The sequence below is a fragment of the Azospirillum sp. TSH64 genome (assembly GCF_003116035.1).
GTDB lineage: Bacteria > Pseudomonadota > Alphaproteobacteria > Azospirillales > Azospirillaceae > Azospirillum.
In genome coordinates this window covers 4,078,126-4,097,461 of sequence record NZ_LGQW01000015.1, presented here as the reverse complement: position 1 = coordinate 4,097,461, position 19,336 = coordinate 4,078,126, and the positions used below count along the sequence as shown (strand labels likewise).

Annotated in this window: 14 protein-coding genes and 1 tRNA gene; 10 read left to right on the top strand and 5 right to left on the bottom strand. The window is 67.5% G+C overall.

From position 1 onward, the window contains the following. The first annotated feature begins 3 nt into the window (after positions 1-3). From TSH64_RS19985 to TSH64_RS19970, 4 genes are read left to right on the top strand one after another with little or no spacing between them, the layout of a single operon-like run. Entirely contained in the window at positions 4-513 is a 510-nt protein-coding gene (locus tag TSH64_RS19985; protein WP_109447602.1) for a TRAP transporter small permease, read from the top strand. 3 nt (positions 514-516) lie between these two features. Then, positions 517-1,818 carry a TRAP transporter large permease subunit gene (locus TSH64_RS19980; protein WP_109447601.1) on the top strand — a complete coding sequence of 434 codons (1,302 nt, stop codon included), beginning with the start codon at positions 517-519 and terminating at the stop codon, positions 1,816-1,818. Between the two features lie 10 nt (positions 1,819-1,828). Next, the gene (pxpB, locus tag TSH64_RS19975; RefSeq protein ID WP_109447600.1) at positions 1,829-2,548 is read left to right on the top strand and encodes a 5-oxoprolinase subunit PxpB; all 720 of its coding nucleotides are present in this window, start codon (positions 1,829-1,831) and stop codon (positions 2,546-2,548) included. Then, positions 2,548-3,606 carry a biotin-dependent carboxyltransferase family protein gene (locus tag TSH64_RS19970; RefSeq protein WP_109447599.1) on the top strand — a complete coding sequence of 353 codons (1,059 nt, stop codon included), beginning with the start codon at positions 2,548-2,550 and terminating at the stop codon, positions 3,604-3,606. Before pxpB ends, TSH64_RS19970 begins: the two co-directional genes overlap by 1 nt. An 18-nt stretch (positions 3,607-3,624) precedes the next feature. Here the strand turns inward: TSH64_RS19970 and TSH64_RS19965 are convergent, their stop codons facing one another. Continuing rightward, positions 3,625-5,334: an ELWxxDGT repeat protein gene (locus TSH64_RS19965; protein WP_158285396.1), complete on the bottom strand. Its 1,710-nt coding sequence runs from the start codon at positions 5,332-5,334 to the stop codon at positions 3,625-3,627. 175 nt (positions 5,335-5,509) lie between these two features. Next, entirely contained in the window at positions 5,510-6,649 is a 1,140-nt protein-coding gene (locus TSH64_RS19960) for a diguanylate cyclase (protein WP_109447598.1), read from the bottom strand. A 467-nt stretch (positions 6,650-7,116) separates the two neighbouring features. Here TSH64_RS19960 and TSH64_RS19955 point away from each other — a divergent pair, with 467 nt between their 5' ends. The 5 genes from TSH64_RS19955 to TSH64_RS19935 all read left to right on the top strand — a co-directional run bounded on the left by TSH64_RS19955 (position 7,117) and on the right by TSH64_RS19935 (position 14,781). Then, positions 7,117-8,490: an MFS transporter gene (locus tag TSH64_RS19955; RefSeq protein WP_109447597.1), complete on the top strand. Its 1,374-nt coding sequence runs from the start codon at positions 7,117-7,119 to the stop codon at positions 8,488-8,490. A gap of 168 nt (positions 8,491-8,658) precedes the next feature. Beyond that, positions 8,659-10,182 (top strand): mannitol dehydrogenase family protein, encoded by a 1,524-nt coding sequence (locus tag TSH64_RS19950; RefSeq protein WP_109447595.1) that lies wholly within the window; start codon positions 8,659-8,661, stop codon positions 10,180-10,182. A 49-nt stretch (positions 10,183-10,231) separates the two neighbouring features. Then, entirely contained in the window at positions 10,232-11,422 is a 1,191-nt protein-coding gene (gene uxuA, locus TSH64_RS19945; RefSeq protein WP_109447593.1) for a mannonate dehydratase, read from the top strand. Positions 11,423-11,706: 284 nt separating this feature from the next. Then, on the top strand, positions 11,707-12,030 hold the full coding sequence (locus TSH64_RS19940; protein WP_348770327.1) for a PsiF family protein: 324 nt from the start codon (positions 11,707-11,709) through the stop codon (positions 12,028-12,030). Positions 12,031-12,621: 591 nt separating this feature from the next. Beyond that, a complete protein-coding gene (locus TSH64_RS19935; RefSeq protein ID WP_146208051.1) occupies positions 12,622-14,781 on the top strand; it encodes a M48 family metallopeptidase in 2,160 nt (719 codons plus the stop codon). Positions 14,782-15,102: 321 nt separating this feature from the next. Here the strand turns inward: TSH64_RS19935 and TSH64_RS19925 are convergent. Beyond that, positions 15,103-15,195, bottom strand: a tRNA-Ser gene (locus TSH64_RS19925). A 282-nt stretch (positions 15,196-15,477) separates the two neighbouring features. On the opposite strand from TSH64_RS19925, the gene TSH64_RS19920 reads away from it, so the two are divergent. Next, positions 15,478-15,714, top strand: a complete 237-nt coding sequence (locus TSH64_RS19920; protein WP_109447587.1) for a hypothetical protein — start codon at positions 15,478-15,480, stop codon at positions 15,712-15,714. A 65-nt stretch (positions 15,715-15,779) separates the two neighbouring features. Here the strand turns inward: TSH64_RS19920 and TSH64_RS19915 are convergent, their stop codons facing one another. Continuing rightward, positions 15,780-17,594 (bottom strand): PAS domain-containing sensor histidine kinase, encoded by a 1,815-nt coding sequence (locus TSH64_RS19915; protein ID WP_109447585.1) that lies wholly within the window; start codon positions 17,592-17,594, stop codon positions 15,780-15,782. Between the two features lie 166 nt (positions 17,595-17,760). After that, on the bottom strand, positions 17,761-19,212 hold the full coding sequence (gene gatB, locus TSH64_RS19910; RefSeq protein WP_109447583.1) for an Asp-tRNA(Asn)/Glu-tRNA(Gln) amidotransferase subunit GatB: 1,452 nt from the start codon (positions 19,210-19,212) through the stop codon (positions 17,761-17,763). Positions 19,213-19,336: the final 124 nt, after the last annotated feature.

Genomic DNA, 19,336 nt, shown 5'->3' with positions numbered 1-19,336 from the left:
GCCATGCGCACCGCACTGTCCATCCTTTACCGCGCCGCCGAGATCCTGGGCGCGGTCCTTCTTGCCGCCATCGCCGTCCTGATCGTGACGCAGGTGGCATCGCGGCTGTTCGACCGCATGGTGCCGGGGGCCGACGAGCTTGCCGGCTACTGCATGGCGGCATCCTTCTTCCTGATGCTGGGGCCGGCGCTGCGCCGCGGCGCGCACATCCGCGTCGGCGTGCTGGTGGAGCGGCTGCACGGCACCGCGCGCCGCATCTTCGAACTGCTCTGCCTGGGCTTCGCCACCGCGCTCAGCGGCTATTTCGCCTGGTACTGGGTGCGCATGACCTATGAGTCCTACGATTTCGGCGATCTCAGCCAGGGCGTGCTGCCGGTCCCGCTGTGGATGCCGCAGGCGCTGATGGCGGTGGGTCTGGTGGTGCTGGTCATCGCCTTGATCGACGATCTGCTGGCCGTGCTGCAGGGGCGGGAAGCCTCCTACCAGCATGCCGGCATGCAGAGCGAGGGCTGAGCGATGGATCAGACGACCGCATCCATCGTCGTCGTCGTGACGATGTTCCTGATGCTGGGGGCCGGCGTCTGGGTGGCGCTGGCGCTGGCCGGCGTCGGCTTCGTCGCCATGGCGCTGTTCACCGCAAGGCCGGTGGGCATGGTGATGGCGACCAACATCTGGGGGGCCAGCACCTCCTGGACGCTGACGGCCCTGCCGCTGTTCATCTGGATGGGCGAGATCCTGTTCCGCACCCGCATCTCGTCCGACATGTTCAAGGGGCTGGCGCCCTGGACCGGCTGGCTGCCCGGCCGGCTGATGCATGTGAACATCATCGGCTGCTCGATCTTCGCCGCGGTGTCCGGCTCGTCGGCCGCCACCGCCGCCACCATCGGCCGCATGACCATCCCGGAACTGAACCGCCGCGGCTACGACCCGATGATGACGCTGGGCTCGCTGGCCGGCGCCGGCACGCTGGGCCTGCTGATCCCGCCGTCGATCATCATGATCGTCTACGGCGTCGCCGCCGACGTGTCGATCGCCCGGCTGTTCATCGCCGGCGTCATTCCCGGCATCGTGCTGACCGGCCTGTTCATGCTCTATGTCGGCGGCTGGTCGCTGCTGAACCCCGACCGGGTGCCGCCGCCCGAACCGTCGCAGAGTCTGGCCGAGAAGATCCGCGACACCGGCGCGCTGATCCCGGTGATGCTGCTGATCGCCGCGGTGCTGGGTTCGATCTATGTCGGCATCGCCACCCCGACGGAGGCCGCCGGCATCGGCGTGCTGGGTTCGCTGGTTCTGGCGCTGGTGACCGGCACGCTGAACTGGACGACCTTCCGCGACAGCCTGTTCGGCGCCGCCCACACCAGCTGCATGATCGGCTTCATCCTGGCGGGTGCCGCCTTCCTGACGGTGGCGATGGGCTATACCGGCATCCCGCGCCTGCTGGCGGAATGGATCACCACCATGCAGCTGTCGCCGGCAGCCCTGCTGGTGGCGCTGACCGCCTTCTTCGTGGTGATGGGCTGCTTCCTCGACGGCATCTCGATGGTCGTGCTGACCACTTCGGTCATCCTGCCGATGGTGCAGCGGGCGGGCATCGACCTGCTGTGGTTCGGCATCTACATCATCATCGTGGTGGAGATGGCGCAGATCACCCCGCCGGTCGGCTTCAACCTGTTCGTCCTGCAATCGATGACCGGCAAGGACATCTTCACCATCGGCAAGGCCAGCCTGCCTTTCTTCCTGCTGATGGTGGTGATGGTGGCGCTGCTGTGGGTGTTCCCCGGCATGGTGTCGTGGCTGCCGTCGATGATGATCGGTTAACGAGGAAAACGTGCAAGTCCGCTTCACCAGTGCCGGCGACACCGCCTTCAATGTCGAGTTCGGCGAGACCATCGACCGGGCGACCAACGCCCGCGTCATGGATTTGCACGCCCGGCTGAAGGCGGCCCCGCCGCCGGGGCTGGTGGAGACGGTGCCGACCTTCCGCTCGCTGCTGGTGGTCTACGACCCGGTATCCACCGGGCGGCGGGAGATGCAGGCGGCGGTCGAGGCGGCGCTGGCCGGCAGCGGCACGGCGCCGGCGGAGGGGCGGCTGTGGCGGCTGCCGGTCTGCTACGACCCCGACCTCAGCCCCGATCTGGCCGAGCTGGCGGACCAGCTCGGCTTGAGCGCGGAGCGGGTGGCGGCGCTGCATGGGTCGGTGGAGTATTTCGTCTACATGCTCGGCTTCATGCCGGGCTTCGGCTATATGGGCGACCTGCCGGCGGAACTGGACCGGCCGCGCCGGACCGAGCCGCGGGTGCGGGTTCCGGCCGGCTCCGTCGCCGTCGCCGGCCGGCTGACCACCGTCTATCCGTGGGAGAGCCCCGGCGGATGGCACCTGATCGGCCGCTGCCCGGTGCCGCTCTATGACGGCAACCGGCCCGATCCGGTGCTGCTGGCGGCCGGCGACCGGGTGCGCTTCGAGGCGGTGGACCGCGCGGCCTTCGACGGCATCGCCGAGGCGGCTTCCGCCGGACGCTTCGACTCCGCCAGCCTGAGGGCGGCGTGATGACAGGTTTTCTGACGGTGGTGCGGCCGGGCCTGTTCGCGACGGTCCAGGATTTGGGACGCTTCGGCTTCCAGGAACTCGGCATGCCGGTGGCAGGCGCGCTCGACCCGGTGGCGCTGCGGCTCGCCAATGCGCTGGTCGGCAATCCGCAAGGGACGGCCGGGCTGGAGATCGCCCTGCTCGGCCCTGCCCTGCGGGTGGATGCGCCATCGGTCCGCATCGCCGCGGTCGGCCCGATGGCCCTGACGCTGGAGCGCGACGGTGCTGCTCCGCAACCGCTGGAGTCCCACCGCAGCCACACCCTGCTTTCGGGCGACGTGCTGCGGCTGGGGGCGGTGGAAGGGGCGTCGGTCGCCTGTCTGGCGGTGGCTGGCGGCTTCGCGCTGGCACCGGTGATGGGCAGCCTGTCCACCTATGTGCGCGCCGGCATCGGCCCTCTCGGCGGCCGGCCGCTCGCCGAGGGGGACCGGCTGCCGCTCACGCTGGACGCCGCCCCGGACGGCCCGGACGTCGAACTGCCGCAGCCGCCCGATTACGGCGCCGGGCCGCTGCGCGTCGTTCCGGGACCGCAGGAGGACCGTTTCACCGCAACGGCGCTGGAGACCTTCCTGTCCGCGACCTACCACGTCGGCAGCCAAGCCGACCGCATGGGGCTGCGGCTGGAGGGCCCGGCGCTGGAGCATCGCGGCTCCGCCGACATTCCGTCGGACGGGCTGGTCACCGGCTCCATCCAGGTGCCGGGCAACGGGCAGCCGATTCTGTTGCTGAACGACCACCAGACGGCCGGCGGCTATGCCAAGATCGCCACGGTGATCTCCGCCGACCTTGCCCGCGCCGGCCGCCTGCGCCCTGGCGACAGCCTGTCCTTCCAGGCCGTGACGGTGGAGGAGGCCGAGGCGATCCGCCGCCGCCAGGAGCAGGCCATCGCCGGCTGGCTCCGCGCCATCCGCCCGGTGCGCCCGGCCGGCGGCATCGACCTGGAGGCGCTTTACGGCGAGAACCTGATTTCCGGCACCGTCGACATCGTCAATGGCGGCAGCGACCTGCCCCTGCTGTGAAACCGGCTGCCGGAACAGTCAGACCCCGACGACCTGCACACTACCGTTGGGCAGGCTGAAGGGCTGCGCACCGGCGAGTTCCGTCACCACCCCCCTGTCCACATCCAGGCGGAACAGGGCCGCTGCCTGGGTGGAATCGGTCGCGCTGAAATACAGGTTGCCGCCCGCCACATCCAGGCTGGTGGGCTGCGTCCAACCCGTGTGGTGGGCCTTGTCCGTGACCATCCGCGTGCCCGCCGCGGTGCCGTCGCTTCGCCACAGGCTGTCGCCATGCACGCCGTCATCGGCGGTGAAGAACAGCGTGTCGTCCACGACGGTGATGTTCGCGATGTTGGCGTCGGCGCGGCCGGGCGCGATGTCCTTGACCATCCGCGTTCCCAGTTCCGTCCCGTCCGACGTCCAGAGTTCGTAGCCGTTCTGCTCGCTCCCGGCAACGAAAGCGACCTGATCGTCGAAGGCGAAGAACTGCTTGGAGCGGGAAAAGCCCAGGGACGGGAAATCCTTGACCAGGACCGTGCCCGCCGGCGTGCCGTCGCTCTTCCACAGGTCATCGCCCCGATTGAAGAACAGCGTGTCTCCCGCCATGGCGAGAGACAGGGTGTGCCCGCTCTTCGGATCCTCGCCAAGCCCCTCCAGCAGCTTGACTGTCCCCGCCAGGGTCCCGTCGGTTACCCACAGCTGGCTGTAGGAGCCGGTGCCGTCCCAGCCCGTCAGGAACAGCCGGTGCCGCTGTCCCTCTTCCCCGCCCGCCGTCAGATGACCGGGGAAGATGGGCAGCGGCACCGGCGGATCGAATCCTCCCGGAAAGAAGTCCTTCACCAGCACCGTTCCGGCCGCCGTTCCATCGGACCGCCACAGGGCCCGCCCATGCTCGCTGTCGGTGGCGGAGAAGAACAGCTCGTCCCCGACCGCCGTCAGATCGTAGGGAAAGGAACCGGCCGGCTTGTCGGCGATGTCCTTCACCATATGGGTCCCGGCGGCGGTGCCGTCGCTGACCCACAGCTCCGTCGCATGCTGTCCGTCGTCGGCCTGGAAGTACAGCCTGCCGTCCACGACGGTCAACGCAGTCGGCCCGGAGCCCGCGGCACCCGGATGGATGTCGGCCACCATGCGGGTGCCGCCCGGCGTACCGTCCGTCATCCACAGCTCGCGGCCATGCACGCCGTCGTCGGCGCTGAAATAGGCGTGCCCGTCCGCCTCGACCAAGCCCTGCGGATCCGATGAGGCCGTCCCCGGGGCGATGTCCCGCAGAAGGAAGGCCCGGCGCCCGTCCGTTCCCCACAACTCGTCGCCATGACCGCTGTCGGAGGCCGCGAACACGGCGTCCGCCTTCGAACGGCTGGCATTCAGCCGCAGATTGTCGGCCGTCAGATCGTCCCGTGACAGCCCCATCAGCTTGACCCCGTCGCGCGGTCCGAAATCGAGGACCAGCCCGTCGCTGTCCTGATGGGAATGCGCCAGCACATCCTCCAGGCTGCCGATCCCGCCCCAGCCGCGCAGATCCAGCAGATCGCCGCCCAGACCGCCCTGGAAGTCGCCGATGCAATCCCAGCCATCTCCGGGATCGAGGACAAAGCGGTCGCTGCCGGCGCCGCCTTCCATATAGTCGTTGCCACGATGGCCGACGATGGTGTCGTTGCCGCTCCCGCCGAACAGAAGGTCTCGATGCGCGCTGCCCGTGATCCGTCGGCCGGACGCGCCGTGCGCCTGCGCTTGATCCCATCCCATGATCGCTCCCTCCCTTGGGAGCCGACGCGCCCGGCATCGGCAGGGAGAGATAATTCTACCTTATCGCTGGTGTGTTTCCCGGCACGTGCAGGCAGCCAGTGATCCATCGCGCCGTGTCGCTACCCCGGTCCGGTCCGGAACATCCCCGAACTATCCGAGCGAACGCGCAACTGCCTCACTCCGCAGCCGGCACCGGTTCCTTGACGATGGCCTCTTGATGGCGGCAGACCCGGTCCCGGCCGCCCTGCTTGGCCCGATAGAGCGCCATGTCGGCCGCCTTGATCATGGCGTCGGCGCGGTCGGTGCCGGCGGCGAGGGTCGACACGCCGATGCTGGCCGTCACATGCAGGACCGCGCCGTCCTGCGCAATGGCGAGATCGCGGACGGCGCAGCGCAGGCGTTCGGCAAGCAGGGAAGCCCCATCGATCGGCGCGTTGGGCAGCAGGATGGCGAATTCCTCGCCGCCGAAGCGCGCGACGAGGTCGCTCTGCCGCACGCTGCGCTGGAGAAGTCGGCTGAGCGCCACCAGCACCGCGTCGCCGGCGTCGTGTCCGCGTGTGTCGTTCACCGCCTTGAAATGGTCGATGTCCAGCATCAGCAGCGACACCGGCGTCTCGTGGCGCAGCGCGCCGGCCACGATGCGGTCGATGGCGGCGAAAAAGGCCCGGCGGTTCGCCAGACCGGTCAGCGGGTCGCTCAAGGCCGCGTCCCGCAGCATTTTTTCGGTTTCGACGCGGCGTCGTTCGCGTCCCAGCATCGTGCCCAGCATCAGGATGCCGCCCATCGTGAACAGCGCGATGGGAAGCCCGCCAGTGACGAAGGTCGGCAGCGCCACCTCCCAGGGCAGCACGAAGATGCTGAGCGGGTGGAGGGCCGCGACCGGAGCCAGCACGAACAGCAGCCTTGCGGTCCGCCAGCCCGGCACGGGAACCAGCCGCCGCACCAGCAGCCCAGCGGCTCCGGCCACGAGAATCCCGATCACACCCGGCATCATGCCGGCGCCGCCGACCGCCACTCGGCCGGCCGACACCAGTCCGGCGGCCAGGAGGGCGGCCAAGGGCCCACCGAAGGGGGCGGCCAGCGCCACCGGCACCGTCTTCACATCCAGATAAACACCCGGAAGGATCGGGACCGCTTGCAGCATGGCGGCCACGCCGCCGGCTCCGAACATCAAGCCCAGGCAAAGCTGGCGCAGCCAAGGCCGATCCCCCAGGCGATACAGGATTGTTCCGTAGAGCAGCGTCATCAGCGCCAGCAGCCCGACGCCACCGGCAAGTGCGGTTACAATCGTTCCCGTGGCGCTGGGTTCCTCCACCTGCGGCCCTTCCCTGTAGTCTGCGGTTGTGATCTATGCAGCCATTGAAATTCCGCCGATCATCCTCTTACGAAGCTCCTGAGACAGTACATTGGGGTTTGTCCCAAATGCCGTCCAGTCCAATCGAACATACCAAGGTAGGCCTGGATTCGGGCGGTCCTCGCCTGACGATATGCCGCAGATGGTGCGGTTGACCAACGAGGGCCGGCGCAACTACCATACCAGCAACTGGAATGGTAGTATGCGACGCCATGAACGGTTCCCAAGCGGCACCGCTCCCGACGATGGCCTGACTGATCCAGGAAACAGTTCTGAAACGTGCGACCGCCGCCGGGCGACGCTGTGGGACTGCCGAAGGACGGCTCCCGCGCGAAGCCATCGGTGCGCCCAATGAAGGCTCGGTGCCTGGTGGGAACCGGTGTGCGAACACCGGGCGGCGGCGTGCGTCCTGGCTGGAGACGCCTATCATGAGCGAACAGATCATTGCCGACGCCGGACCCGGCCAGTCGGCGGAACCGGCCCACCGGGCCGGCGGCATCGGCCAAGCGGCAGGCAAAGCGGCGGTCACGGTGAGCAAGGCCATCGGCCGCTACCGCTGGACCATCTGCGGCCTGCTCTTCTTCTCGACCACCATCAACTACATGGACCGTCAGGTCCTGGGCCTGTTGAAGTCCACGCTGATGGGCGACATGGGCTGGACCGAGTCCGACTTCGGCGACATCGTCGCCGCCTTCTCGCTGGCCTACGCCTTCGGCTACATCGGCTGCGGCCGGCTGATGGACAAGATCGGCATCCGCATCGGCCTGCCGGCGGCGGTCGCCGGCTGGAGCTTCTTCGCCTGCGTCCATGCCTTCATGGGCAGCGTCTTCGGCTTCAAGATGGCCCGCGCCGGCCTCGGCCTGACCGAGGGCGGCAACTTCCCGGCCTCGATCAAGGCGGTGTCGGAGTGGTTCCCGGCCAAGGAACGGGCACTCGCCACCGGCATCTTCAACGCCGGATCGAACGTCGGCGCCGTCGTCGCCCCGATCCTGGTGCCGATCCTGCTGGTCGCCTATGGCTGGCAGGCCGCCTTCCTGGTCACCGGCGGCATCGGCTTCTTCTGGGTCATCGCCTGGCTGCTGATCTACCGCAAGCCGGAAGACCATCCGAAGCTGACGGCCGAAGAGCTGGCCTATATCCGCAGCGACCCGGTGCTGCCGCAGGAGAACATTCCCTGGATCAAGCTGCTGAGCTACCGCGGCACCTGGGCGAACATCGTCGGCACCTGCTTCTCGGCTCCGGTATGGTGGTTCTACCTGAACTGGGTCCCGGGCTTCCTGAACAAGCAGTATGGCGTGAACCTGTTCGGGGCGATGCTGCCGCTGATCATCATCTACACCATGGCCGATTTCGGCAGCGTCGGCGGCGGCTGGTTCTCCTCGCACCTGATCAAGCGCGGCGTGAAGCCCCTGCGGGCCCGCAAGCTGACCTTCCTGGTCTGCGGCCTGTGCGTCCTGCCGGTGTTCTTCGCCTCCACCGTGTCCAGCATGTGGGTCGCCGTCCTGCTGATCGGCATCGCCGCCTCCGCCCACCAGGGCTATTCGGCCAACGTCTACACCATCGTGTCCGACACCATGCCGCGCAACGCGGTGGGGTCGGTGGTCGGCATCGGCGGCTTCTGCGCCTACTTCGTCGGCATGTTCGTCTCGATGGGCGTCGGCCGTCTGCTGGATGCGACCGGCGGCAACTATCAGGTGCTGTTCGGCATCGCCTCGGTCCTCTACCTCGTCGGTCTGGCGATCATGCACTTCATCCTGCCGAAGACCGGGTCGGGCATGACCCCGGCCGGGATCGAGGTCTGATCTCCGCGCCCACTCCGCCCACACACTCCGGGGCGCCCCGCCCCGGAGGTCCAATCGACCACCACCACCTTTAGAGAATGACGGTGCACCGGCCCACCCGCACTGCCGCCCCCCTGGGGCGGCAGCGGACAGGGAGACCGCAGCGACCGCCGCGACCCGGAGCCCATCATGCCCGACGCGAACACCGCCCTGCTGGCGGCCCGTCCTTCACAAACCCGCCTTTCCACCGCCACCCTCGACCGTCTGGCCCCGGAGGTCGAACGCCCCGCCTACGACCGCGCCGCGGTCACGCCGGGCATCGTCCATATCGGCCTCGGCGCCTTCTGCCGCGCCCATCTCGCCACCTACACCGACGATCTTCTGGCGACCGGCGACAAGAGTTGGGGCATCGTCGGCGTCGATCCGCTGTCGCCGGCGATCCGCGACGCGCTGAAGCCGCAGGACTGCCTCTACACCCTGCTGGTGCGCGAGGAGAACCGCGACCGGCTGCGCGTCATGGGCTCCTTCCTCGACGCCATGGCCACCGCCGACCAGCTGGATGACGTGCTGGCGCTGATGGCGAAGCCGGAGATCCGCATCGTCACCCTGACGGTGACCGAGAAGGGCTATTGCCAGGACGCCGCCACCGGCGCGCTGGACGAGGCGCATCCGCTGATCCGCGCCGACCTTGCCGACCCCGCCAAGCCGCGCAGCGTGCCGGGGCTGCTGGCCGAGGCGATCCGCCGCCGCCGCGCCGGCGGGGTGGCGCCCTTCACCGTGCTGGTCTGCGACAACCTCGCCCAGAACGGCATCAAGGTGCGTGGCATCGTCGTCCGCTACGCCGAACTGTGCGATCCGGGCCTCGCGGCCTACATCGCCGGGCAGGTCGGCTTCCCCTGCACCATGGTCGACCGCATCACCCCCGCCACCCAGGACGCCGACCGCGCCACGGTGGAGGAGGCGACCGGCTGCCAAGACGCGTGGCCGGTGGTCAGCGAGCCCTTCAAGCAATGGGTGATCGAGGACCGCTTCCCGCTCGGCCGCCCGGCCTGGGAAAAGGCCGGCGCCATCATGGTCGAGGACGTCCACCCGTTCGAGCTGATGAAGCTGCGCTGCCTGAACGGCGCCCATTCGCTGCTGGCCTACCTGTCGGTGATCGCCGGCATCGAGACCATCGCCGGAGCCATGGCCGACCCGCAGTTGCAGGCCGTCGTCCGGCGCCTGTGGGCGGAGGATCTGATCCCCACCCTGCCCCCGGTTCCGGGCACCGACATCCCCGCCTACACCGCGGCGCTGGAGGCACGCTTCCGCAACCCCGGCATCCGCCACCGCACCCTCCAGATCTCCTCCGACGGCTCGCAGAAGCTGCCGCCGCGCCTGCTGGAACCGGCACGCGAGCTGTTCGCCGCCGGCAAGGCGCCGAGGGTGATCCCGCTGGCCGTCGCCGCCTGGATGCGCTTCCTGGCGCAGAAGAACGAGGCCGGTGCCGCCTATGCGGTCGCCGATCCGATGGCGACACTGCTCACCGGCATCGCCGGCGCCCATGGCAAGGATGCCGGCGCCCTGGCGGCGGCACTGTTCGCCGTGGAGGACATCTTCGACCCCGAACTGGTCGCCGAGGACGCCTTCCGCACCGCGGTCGTCCGTCATCTCGACAGCCTGATGCGCGTCGGCGTCGCCAAAACGCTGACCGGCTTCCTCGCGACCCCCTGACCGAAGGGCGGCTTCCGCCCACCGTACCCCTATTCGAAAGGACATCATCATGCAGGAAACCTGGCGCTGGTTCGGCCCGGACGATCCCGTCACCCTGGAGAAGGCCCGTCAGGCCGGTGCCACCGGCATCGTCACCGCGCTGCATCACATGAACCAGGGCAGCGTCTGGACGCCCGAGGAAATCCAGAAGCGCCGCGCCATGATCGAGGCCGCCGGCCTGACCTGGGACGTGGTGGAGAGCATCGGCGTCGGCGAGGAGATCAAGACCCGCACCGGCGACTTCCAGACCAAGATCGACAATTACAAGCAGTCGATCCGCAATGTGGCGCGGGCCGGCATCCCGGTGATCTGCTACAATTTCATGGTCATCACCGATTGGAGCCGGACCAACCTGATGCACCGGCTGCCGAACGGCGGCTATGCCCTGCGCTACGACAGCGTCGATTTCGCCGCCTACGATTTGTTCGTGCTGAAGCGCCGCAATGCGGAGGCCAGCTACGACCCCGCCCATGTCGCCGCCGCCAAGGCGCGGTTCGAGGCGATGTCGGTGGAGCAGGTGGCGGAGCTGGAGCGCAACCTGATCGACTGGCTGCCGGCCCGCGACTTCGCCTATGACCGCGACAGCTTCCGCGGCATGCTGGAACTGTACCAGGAGATCGGCGTCGAGGATCTGCGCGCCAACCTGATCGAGTTCCTGCGCGAGATCACGCCGGTCGCCGAGGAGGAGGGAGTGCGGCTGTGCATCCACCCCGACGACCCGTCCTTCCCCATCTTCGGCCTGCCTCGCGTGATGTCCACCGCGGAGGATGTGCGGGCGCTGTTCGCCGCCGTGCCGCAGGAGGCCTGCGGGCTGACCCTGTGCACGGGGTCCTTCGGCTCCAACCCGAAGAACGATCTGGTGGCGATGGCGAAGGAGTTCGCCCCGCGCATCCACTTCGTCCATCTGCGCAACACCACGCACGAGCCGGACGGTTCCTTCTATGAGGCCGACCATCTCGGCGGCGACACCGACCTGATCGGCGTCGCCGCGGCGATGATCGACGAGGAGGCCCGCCGCCGGCAGGCCGGCCGTGCCGATGCCCAAATCCCGATGCGCCCCGACCACGGCCATCTGCTGGGCGACGACATCGGCCAGACGATGAACCCCGGCTATTCCTTCGTCGGGCGTCTGAAGGGTCTGGCCGAACTGCGCGGCGTGATGCGCACCATCGAGGCCTTCCGCGACAAGCGGGTCGCCTGACCGGCGGTTGGACCGGCGGCGGAAGCCCTCTCCAGTGCGGGGAGGGGGCCCCCGCCGCCGGTCCGGCCTTAGCCCTCCGCCGCCGGTCAGGGCCACCTGCGCAGAGAGCGCGGCAGACATGGGCGAAGCCCACGCAATTCGGTATAGGGGGAATTGGGCGACGGGCGCATCCAGCCGACCTGCACTGGCCGGATGCACCCGTTGGCCCGTCGATTCCGCCCGTGCGATCCTCCACCGGTCGCGACATGCCTCGTGCGAGGCGGCGTGCCTGGGAGGATCTTGAGATGCTGAGGTACGTGATTGCAGCTGCCGCCATGGCCGTGACGCTGGCTGGCGGTTCCGGTGCGTCGACTGCGGCCACGCCGCAGCAGGAGAAGCAGCAGGAAAAGATGAAGGCCTGCAATGCCGATGCGACCGCCAAAAGCCTGAAAGGCGACGAGCGCAAGACGTTTATGAGCAGTTGCCTCTCGAACAAGCCGGCCGCAGCCGCCGAACCTGCCAAACCGCTGACGGCTCAGCAGGACAAGATGAAGAAGTGCAACGCCGACGCGGTCGGGAAGAGTGGGGACGATCGGAAAGCCTTCATGGCAAGCTGTCTGAAGGGTTGACCGCCGGACGAGGCTGGCCACCCGGAGATGTAAGGCAGGAAGATGCCGGCGATCGACTGCCCATCGACCTTCAGAACCGGATGGCCGGCGAAGTCGCTCCCGGCCTCTCGACGCCATGTCAGGCACAGAGATGACCTGCGGCATGATATTCAGCATGCCTGGAGCCAATGGAAGCCGGCCCTATCGGCGGGCATAATTGCTCTGCAGTCAATAGGGGCATCCATGAACAGAAACTGGCACGAAGCGCATCCCATGCCAGCGAAGGCGACACGACAGCAGCGTGTCGAATGGCATCTGGAACACGCCCATGCATGTGGATGTCGCCCGCCTCCGGCATCGCTCCTCGACGACATCCACGCCCTTGAGGAAAAGCGCCATCTACTGGCCGAAGACGGTGCCATCTGATGGCAGCAGTGGGATCACCGCGCCGCCCCCTTGATCGTCTCAAACGTCCGGTATCCGGTCGTCATGCCGGAAAGGCGGTGTTCTTTCCGGCGTGACGTGAAATTGCTACCCCCTCCGGGCGGCTGGCCCTGTTGCGCGCATTACGCGATCCTCCCACGCGATACATAGATAAATGGGAGATCGGTCGTGGCCGATGCAGTTGCTTCCAGCGGTATGGCTGGCACCGTCCGGCGTGCCATTCGCTTCCCTCTGTGGCTCGTTCGCGTCATCTGGCTGCTGATCCTTCCCCTGTCGTTCGTGGCGCTCGGGATCTGGCAGGAACAGCGGGCCGCCGCGACGCTCGACGAGTACCGCCAGGCCGGACAGGAATTGCCGCAGGTTCTGGCACAGCTTCAGCAAATGGAAGCGAAGACTCCATCGGCTTTCGTCACCATGGGCGGCCCGGACGGCCGCCGCATGCCGGTCTCGATGGCCGTCGCCGGAGTCCGCAGAGCCATCGACACAATGGAAGAGGGCGCCGAAGTATCGCGGATCCGCTACCCGTTGAGCTGGGGCACGATGACCGGCGGCCTGCTGGCTTTCCTTGCCGGGCTGTCCGGCTTGCTGGCCGCACGCGTCTCGGCCCTGCGGGCGCGACGCTCGCGCGAGGCCCTGATCCGCAGTTTCGACCGTTTGAGGCGGGGCCTGCCCTTCGCGCTCGCTGCCGTGCTCGTCGGCCTCAGCATCGCCAGCGTCTCGGCGTCGCTGTTCGAAGCGGCGAGCCTGTGGTTCTGGGACCATCTGTCGACCAGCAGCGTCAAACTCTTCGCTGCTGCCGTGATGCTCGCGGGGCTCGCCGCCTACAGTGCCGTGATGGCGGTGATCGCGATGCGCCGCGTCTTCGATCTCTACACCGTGGAGCCGCTCGACATCCGCGGATTGGTGGTGAGTCGGGACGAGGCGCCCGGCCTCTGGCGTTTCGTCGAGGATCTGGCGACCCGGCACGAGGCGCTGATGCCGGACAGCATCCTGATCGGCCTGACCGAGGGCTTCTTCGTCACCGAGGCACCGGTCCGGCCGCTCGGCGGGGAGCGGGTGCTGTCGGGCCGCACCCTCCACTTGCCGGCCCCCTGCCTGCCGCTGATCGGCGAGACCGAACTCGCGGCGGTCATCGGCCATGAGCTTGCCCATTTCTCGGGCGGGGATACCACCTACAGCCGCCGCTTCGCTCCGATCCATGCCGGATTGTGGCGGACCCTGACCGCACTTGGCGAGCGCACCGGGACGGGCGGCTTCATGCTTGCTCCGGCCTTGCATCTCGGCTTCCATACGCTGGAGAGCTTCGATCTCTCTGTCGCCCAGCACAGGCGGCAGCGCGAGCTGGAGGCCGACCGCCGGGCCAGCCTGGTCAGCGGTCCGGAGAGCGTTCCCCTTGCGCTGCTTCGCAACGCGGCACTGGCGCCGGCCATCTTCGAGACGCTCAATGACGCCTTCTCCGCCCCCGACACGGCCGGGCCGGACATGATGGCCGAAATCCTGCGGCGCGTCGAAGATGGCCTCCCAAATCCCGCCGCGCATCTGGACGAGTGCCAGCCCCATCCGACCGACAGCCATCCGCGGACCGCCCTGCGGATCAGCACCCTTGGCGTCCAGCTCGACGAACGCCTGCTGGCCCGTGCCGCCCGCACGCCGACGGCGGAGGACACCAGCCTTCCACACCGGCTGTTCACCGACTGGAGCGGGCTTTGCCATGCGCTGACCGCAGCCTACCTCGACGAGGCCCGGCAGGCGCACCGGCTGAACCGGGAGGAACTGGAGGCCGCTGTCGCCGCCGTTCCTGCGGAGCACACGGTGCTCTATGAGAACGGCAGGCCGATGATCTGGGCCATGGCCTTCATCGCGGCGCTGTTCGCCGCCTTCACCATCGGCACCACCGTCTTTGGGCGGGAACTCGGCCTCGGCACCGATCAGGGGACGAAGGCATTCATCGGGGCGGTGGCGGGTGTGGGAATCTGCATGGCTTTGGGCTATGCGGCCTGGGTCCGCCACAAGACGAAAGCGCCGTTGATGACCTTGACGCCAGACGCCCTGATATCGGCACGGCTGCGGGAGCCCGTTGCCTGGACCGATGTGGGTGGGATGCAGGTTTCGGCAGCGCGACGGCTGGCGCTGGTGCTGGCGCTACATGAGGAGGCGCCCCTGCCCAACCGCATCGGCTTTTCCATCTACAACAAGGTGAACCGTCGAGAGCGGACCGTGGTGCTGGAGGCGATGGGTATCCGCGGCATGAAAGCGGCCGAATTCGAGGCGCTGGTCAGCCGTTACCTGACCGCTGCCTATGCCCGCCGCCGCCTCGCCGGGGATTGACGCGGTAAGCGATGGGCTTCAGGCCGCCTCGCCCGCCACTCTTTTCTTCAGAAGCCGACGGCGATCCGTTCGCCGTCGCGTTTCCGCAGAATGTCGAACCAGGGGATGCGGGCAATCCGCCGGAGTGGATGAATGTAGAGGCGGTCATCGCGCGCTGTCCGAGCATCTCGGGCACAGCAACGCGAAGACGACGGAGATTTACCTGGGGTACGTGCCAAACAGGGAGGGCACAAAAACCGGCACAGATACAACGGTTCGCCAGTGGTTGAGCCCCCGACGGACGCGAAAATCACCGACTAAGGTATTGATTTAATTACGCGGTGGCGGAGGGGATGGGATTCGAACCCACGATAGGGCTTTAAACCCTATGACGGTTTAGCAAACCGTTGCCTTCAGCCACTCGGCCACCCCTCCAGCCAGTGCGGTTTCCCGTGGGTCACCGCTGGCGTGGGAGCGGTTCTAACGGCCGGCCGTACCCTTGTCAACGCTTACAAATCCAAAAAAACGCTTTTCCCGAAAATCGCAGAGAAGGGACAAATCTGTATAAAATTTTAGGTACTTTTTAACGGAAGGCGCTTATGATGCCACCATGAGCAATAAAAAGCCCGGGTGCAGAACGACTCGGTCGCGTGGGGGCTGATCCCGACAGTGCCCCGCCGGTCAGTGACGCCGCACCCCGTCGCCGTGGAGGATGCCATGACCCTGTCACGCCGTTGCGCCGAAACACTGATCGACCTCGTCGAGATCAAGCTGAGCTGCCTAGAAATCACCGATCGCGAAGACCAGCGCGAGAAAGAACTGCTCCAGCGCTGCGTGCAGGAGTTGACCGCTGAGCTGCGCGGCGAGAACGGCGCGCTCGCCAGCTTCGCGGCACCGAAGCGCCGCGGCCGGCGGCCCAAGCATCTGCAACTCCACGAACTTCACGTCGCCTAACCGGACCTGCGCCTAACCGGACCTGGGCCTGATCGGCCGCCCTGCCGCAGGGCTGCGCCACGGGTTCAGCCCAGGGCCGGTTCCGCCGCGACGGCCGGCTGCATCGCCGGGGCTTCGCGGGGCAGCTGGATGGTGAAGCGGGTCCCCTGCCCCGGCCAGGACTGGACGGACACGCTGCCGCCCAGCGGGCCGGTGACGGTGTTGAAGACGATGTGCAGCCCCAGGCCGGATCCGCCCTGCCCGCGCTTGGTGGTGAAGAAGGGGTCGAAGACCTTCGACAGATGCTCCGGCGCGATGCCGGCGCCGTCGTCGATGAAGTCGATCCGCACCCGCTCGCCCCCATCCGCCTGCGCGGTGATCCTGATCGTGCCGACCGGCGTCCCGGCCAGGCGATCGCCATCCCGATCAATGCCCCGATCCCCACCCCGATCCCCATCGCCATAGGCATGCACGACGGCGTTGATGACCAGATTGGTCAGCACCTGCCCCAGCGCGCCGGGAAAGCTGTCCATCGTCAGCTCGTCGTCGCACTCCACCGCCACCCGCAGATTGGTGCGTTTCAGCCGCGGACGCAACGAGAACAGCAGCTCCTGGATATAGCCGCCCAGTTCGAACACCCGCCGGTCGCCGGAGGACTGGTCGACCGCCACCTGCTTGAAGCTCTGCACCAGCGACGCGGCGCGGTCGATGTTGGCCATCAGCAGGCGGCTGCTCTCGCTCAGCCCATCCAGGAACTCGAGGAATTCCGACCGGCGCAGCGCATTGCCGGTGAACCGGTCGCGCAGGACCTGCGCCTGCTCGCCGATGTGGCTGGCGGCGGTCAGGCCGATGCCGATGGGCGTGTTGATCTCGTGCGCCACCCCCGCCACCAGCTGGCCGAGCGAGGCCATGGTCTCGGCCTGGATCAGGCTCTCCTGGGCCTCCCGCAGGTCGGCCAGCGCCTGTTCGGCCTCCTCCCTGGCCTGGATCATCGCCGACTCGGCCGCCTTGCGGTCGGTGATGTCGTAGAGCCAGGTCAGCAGGGCCGCCTCACCGTCCAGTTCGATGCTGTTCCACGAGGACAGGACCCAGACGACGCTGCCGTCCGGCCGGCGGAACCGGATCTCGGCATTGCGGAAGGCGCCCTCCCGGTCGAATCGGGCGATCAGCGCATCGCGGTCGGCGGGGTCGGCATAGAGATCGGCCACCGGGGTGCGCATCAGTTCCGAACGGTCGCGGCCCATCAGCCGCACGGACTGGGCATTGCAGAACAGCCAGCGGCCGTCGCGCGTGGTGACGTTCACCGCGATGGGGGCCGCCTCCATGATCTTCAGCAGCCGTTCCTCGCTGGCGCGTAGCCGCTCCTCCTGCCGGCGGGCCTCGGTGATGTCGGTCATGATGCCGGCATAGCGCACCGCCCGCCCGGTCTCGTCGCGGAAGGCGCGGCCCTTGGCGGCGATCCACACCCAGCCGCCCGCCTCGTGCCGCAGGCGGTAGCTGTAGGCGTAGGCCGAGGTCTCGCCGGCCAGATGCGAGGCGATGTGGGCCAGAACCCGTTCGCGGTCTTCCGGATGCAGTCGCCGCTCCCAGAAATCGGGCGGCATCGCCGGGCGCGTGCGAAAGCCCAGCATGCGCGGAAAGGTGTCCGACCACCAGCAGGTGCCGGCCATCAGATCGGCATCCCAGACCGCGGCCCCGGTGGCCTCCAGCGCCATCTCCAGCCGCTCGCCGACATCCGGCTCGTGGAAGCCATGCCCCGGCCGGGCGCCGGCAGGAGTGGCGGGGTGCGGCGACGATGGATGGCGCGCCGCCCGGCGACCGGTATACCGGCCCAGCAACACCCCGAGCAGACCGCCGACAGCACCAGCCGCCAGCGCCACCATCACCGGCTCCGCCGCCATGGTTCCTCCACCGTTTCCAAGCACTGTGACGGCGGAAACCGGGAAAATTCAACTGCGGCTTTACCGTAACGGCGGGTGGCACCCAAGAAAAAAGCCCCTCCGCCGAACGGAGAGGCTTTCTTTCGTGCAAGACGGCGATTTCCGTCCGCCGACAGGGACAGGCAGATTAGCCTTTCAGTTTCTTCATCAGGATTTCGTTGACCATGGCCGGGTTGGCTTTGCCCTGGGTCGCCTTCATCACCTGACCGACGAAAAAGCCGAACAGCTTGTCCTTGCCGCTGCGGAACTCCGCCACCTTGTCGGGGTTGGCGGCCAGCACGGCATCGATGGAGCCTTCGATGGCGCTGGTGTCGGTGACCTGGCGCAGCCCCTTCTTCTCGACGATGTCGGCGGCCTTCTCGCCGGTTTCGAACATCGTCTCGAACACTTCCTTGGCGATGCGGCCGGAAATGGTGTTGTCGGCGATCAGGTCGATCAGGCCGCCGAGATTTTCGGCGGACACCGGGCTTTCCTCGATCTCCTTGCCGGCCTTGTTCAGATAGCCGAACAGCTCGCCGGTGACCCAGTTGGAGGCCAGCTTCGGATCGCGGCCCTTGGCGACCGCCTCGAAATAATCGGCCTTCGACTTCTCGGAAACCAGCACGCCGGCGTCATAGACCGACAGCTTGTAGTCCTCGATGAAGCGGGTCTTCTTGTCGTCAGGCAGTTCGGGCAGGGTCTTCTTGATGTCCTCCACCCACGCCGCATCGAGTTCGAGCGGCAGCAGATCGGGATCGGGGAAATAGCGGTAGTCGTGCGCCTCTTCCTTCGACCGCATGGAGCGGGTCACGAACTTGGTCGTGTCCCACAGCCGGGTCTCCTGGTCGATCTTGCCGCCTTCCTCGATGATCTCGATCTGGCGGCGCGCCTCATACTCGATGGCCTGCATGACGAAGCGGATCGAGTTGACGTTCTTGATCTCGCAGCGGGTGCCGAAGGCGTCGCCCGGCTTGCGCACCGACACGTTGACGTCGCAGCGCATGGAGCCTTCCTCCATGTTGCCGTCGCAGGTGCCGAGATAGCGCAGGATGGAGCGCAGCTTGCGCACATAGGCGCCCGCCTCCTCCGAGGAGCGCATGTCGGGTTCCGACACGATCTCCATCAGCGCCACGCCCGACCGGTTCAGGTCGATGTAGGTCTTTGACGGGTGCTGGTCGTGCAAGGACTTGCCGGCGTCCTGTTCCAGATGCAGGCGCGTGACGCCGACGGTGCGGCTGGTGCCGTCCGGCAGGTCGAGCACGATCTCGCCCTTGCCGACGATGGGCTGCAGGAACTGGCTGATCTGATAGCCCTGCGGCAGGTCGGCGTAGAAGTAGTTCTTGCGGTCGAAGACCGAGTGCAGGTTGATCTCGGCCTTCAGGCCCAGACCGGTGCGCACTGCCTGTTCGACGGCATATTCGTTGATGACGGGCAGCATGCCGGGGAACGCGGCGTCGACGAAGCTGACCTGGCTGTTCGGCGCGGACCCGAATTCGGTGGCGGAGCCGGAAAACAGCTTCGCGTTCGAAATCACCTGGGCATGGACCTCAAGCCCGATCACGACTTCCCAATCGCCCGTTTCACCCTGGATGTACGACATCGTTCCGCTCTTCGACGTTCACGGCACGGGATGGGACGGGCATCGCCCCGTTGAGGACGCCCCGGCCATACCCTTGGAATCCTGTCTCTTCTAACGCCCTTTGCGCCCGCGCGCACGCTTTATC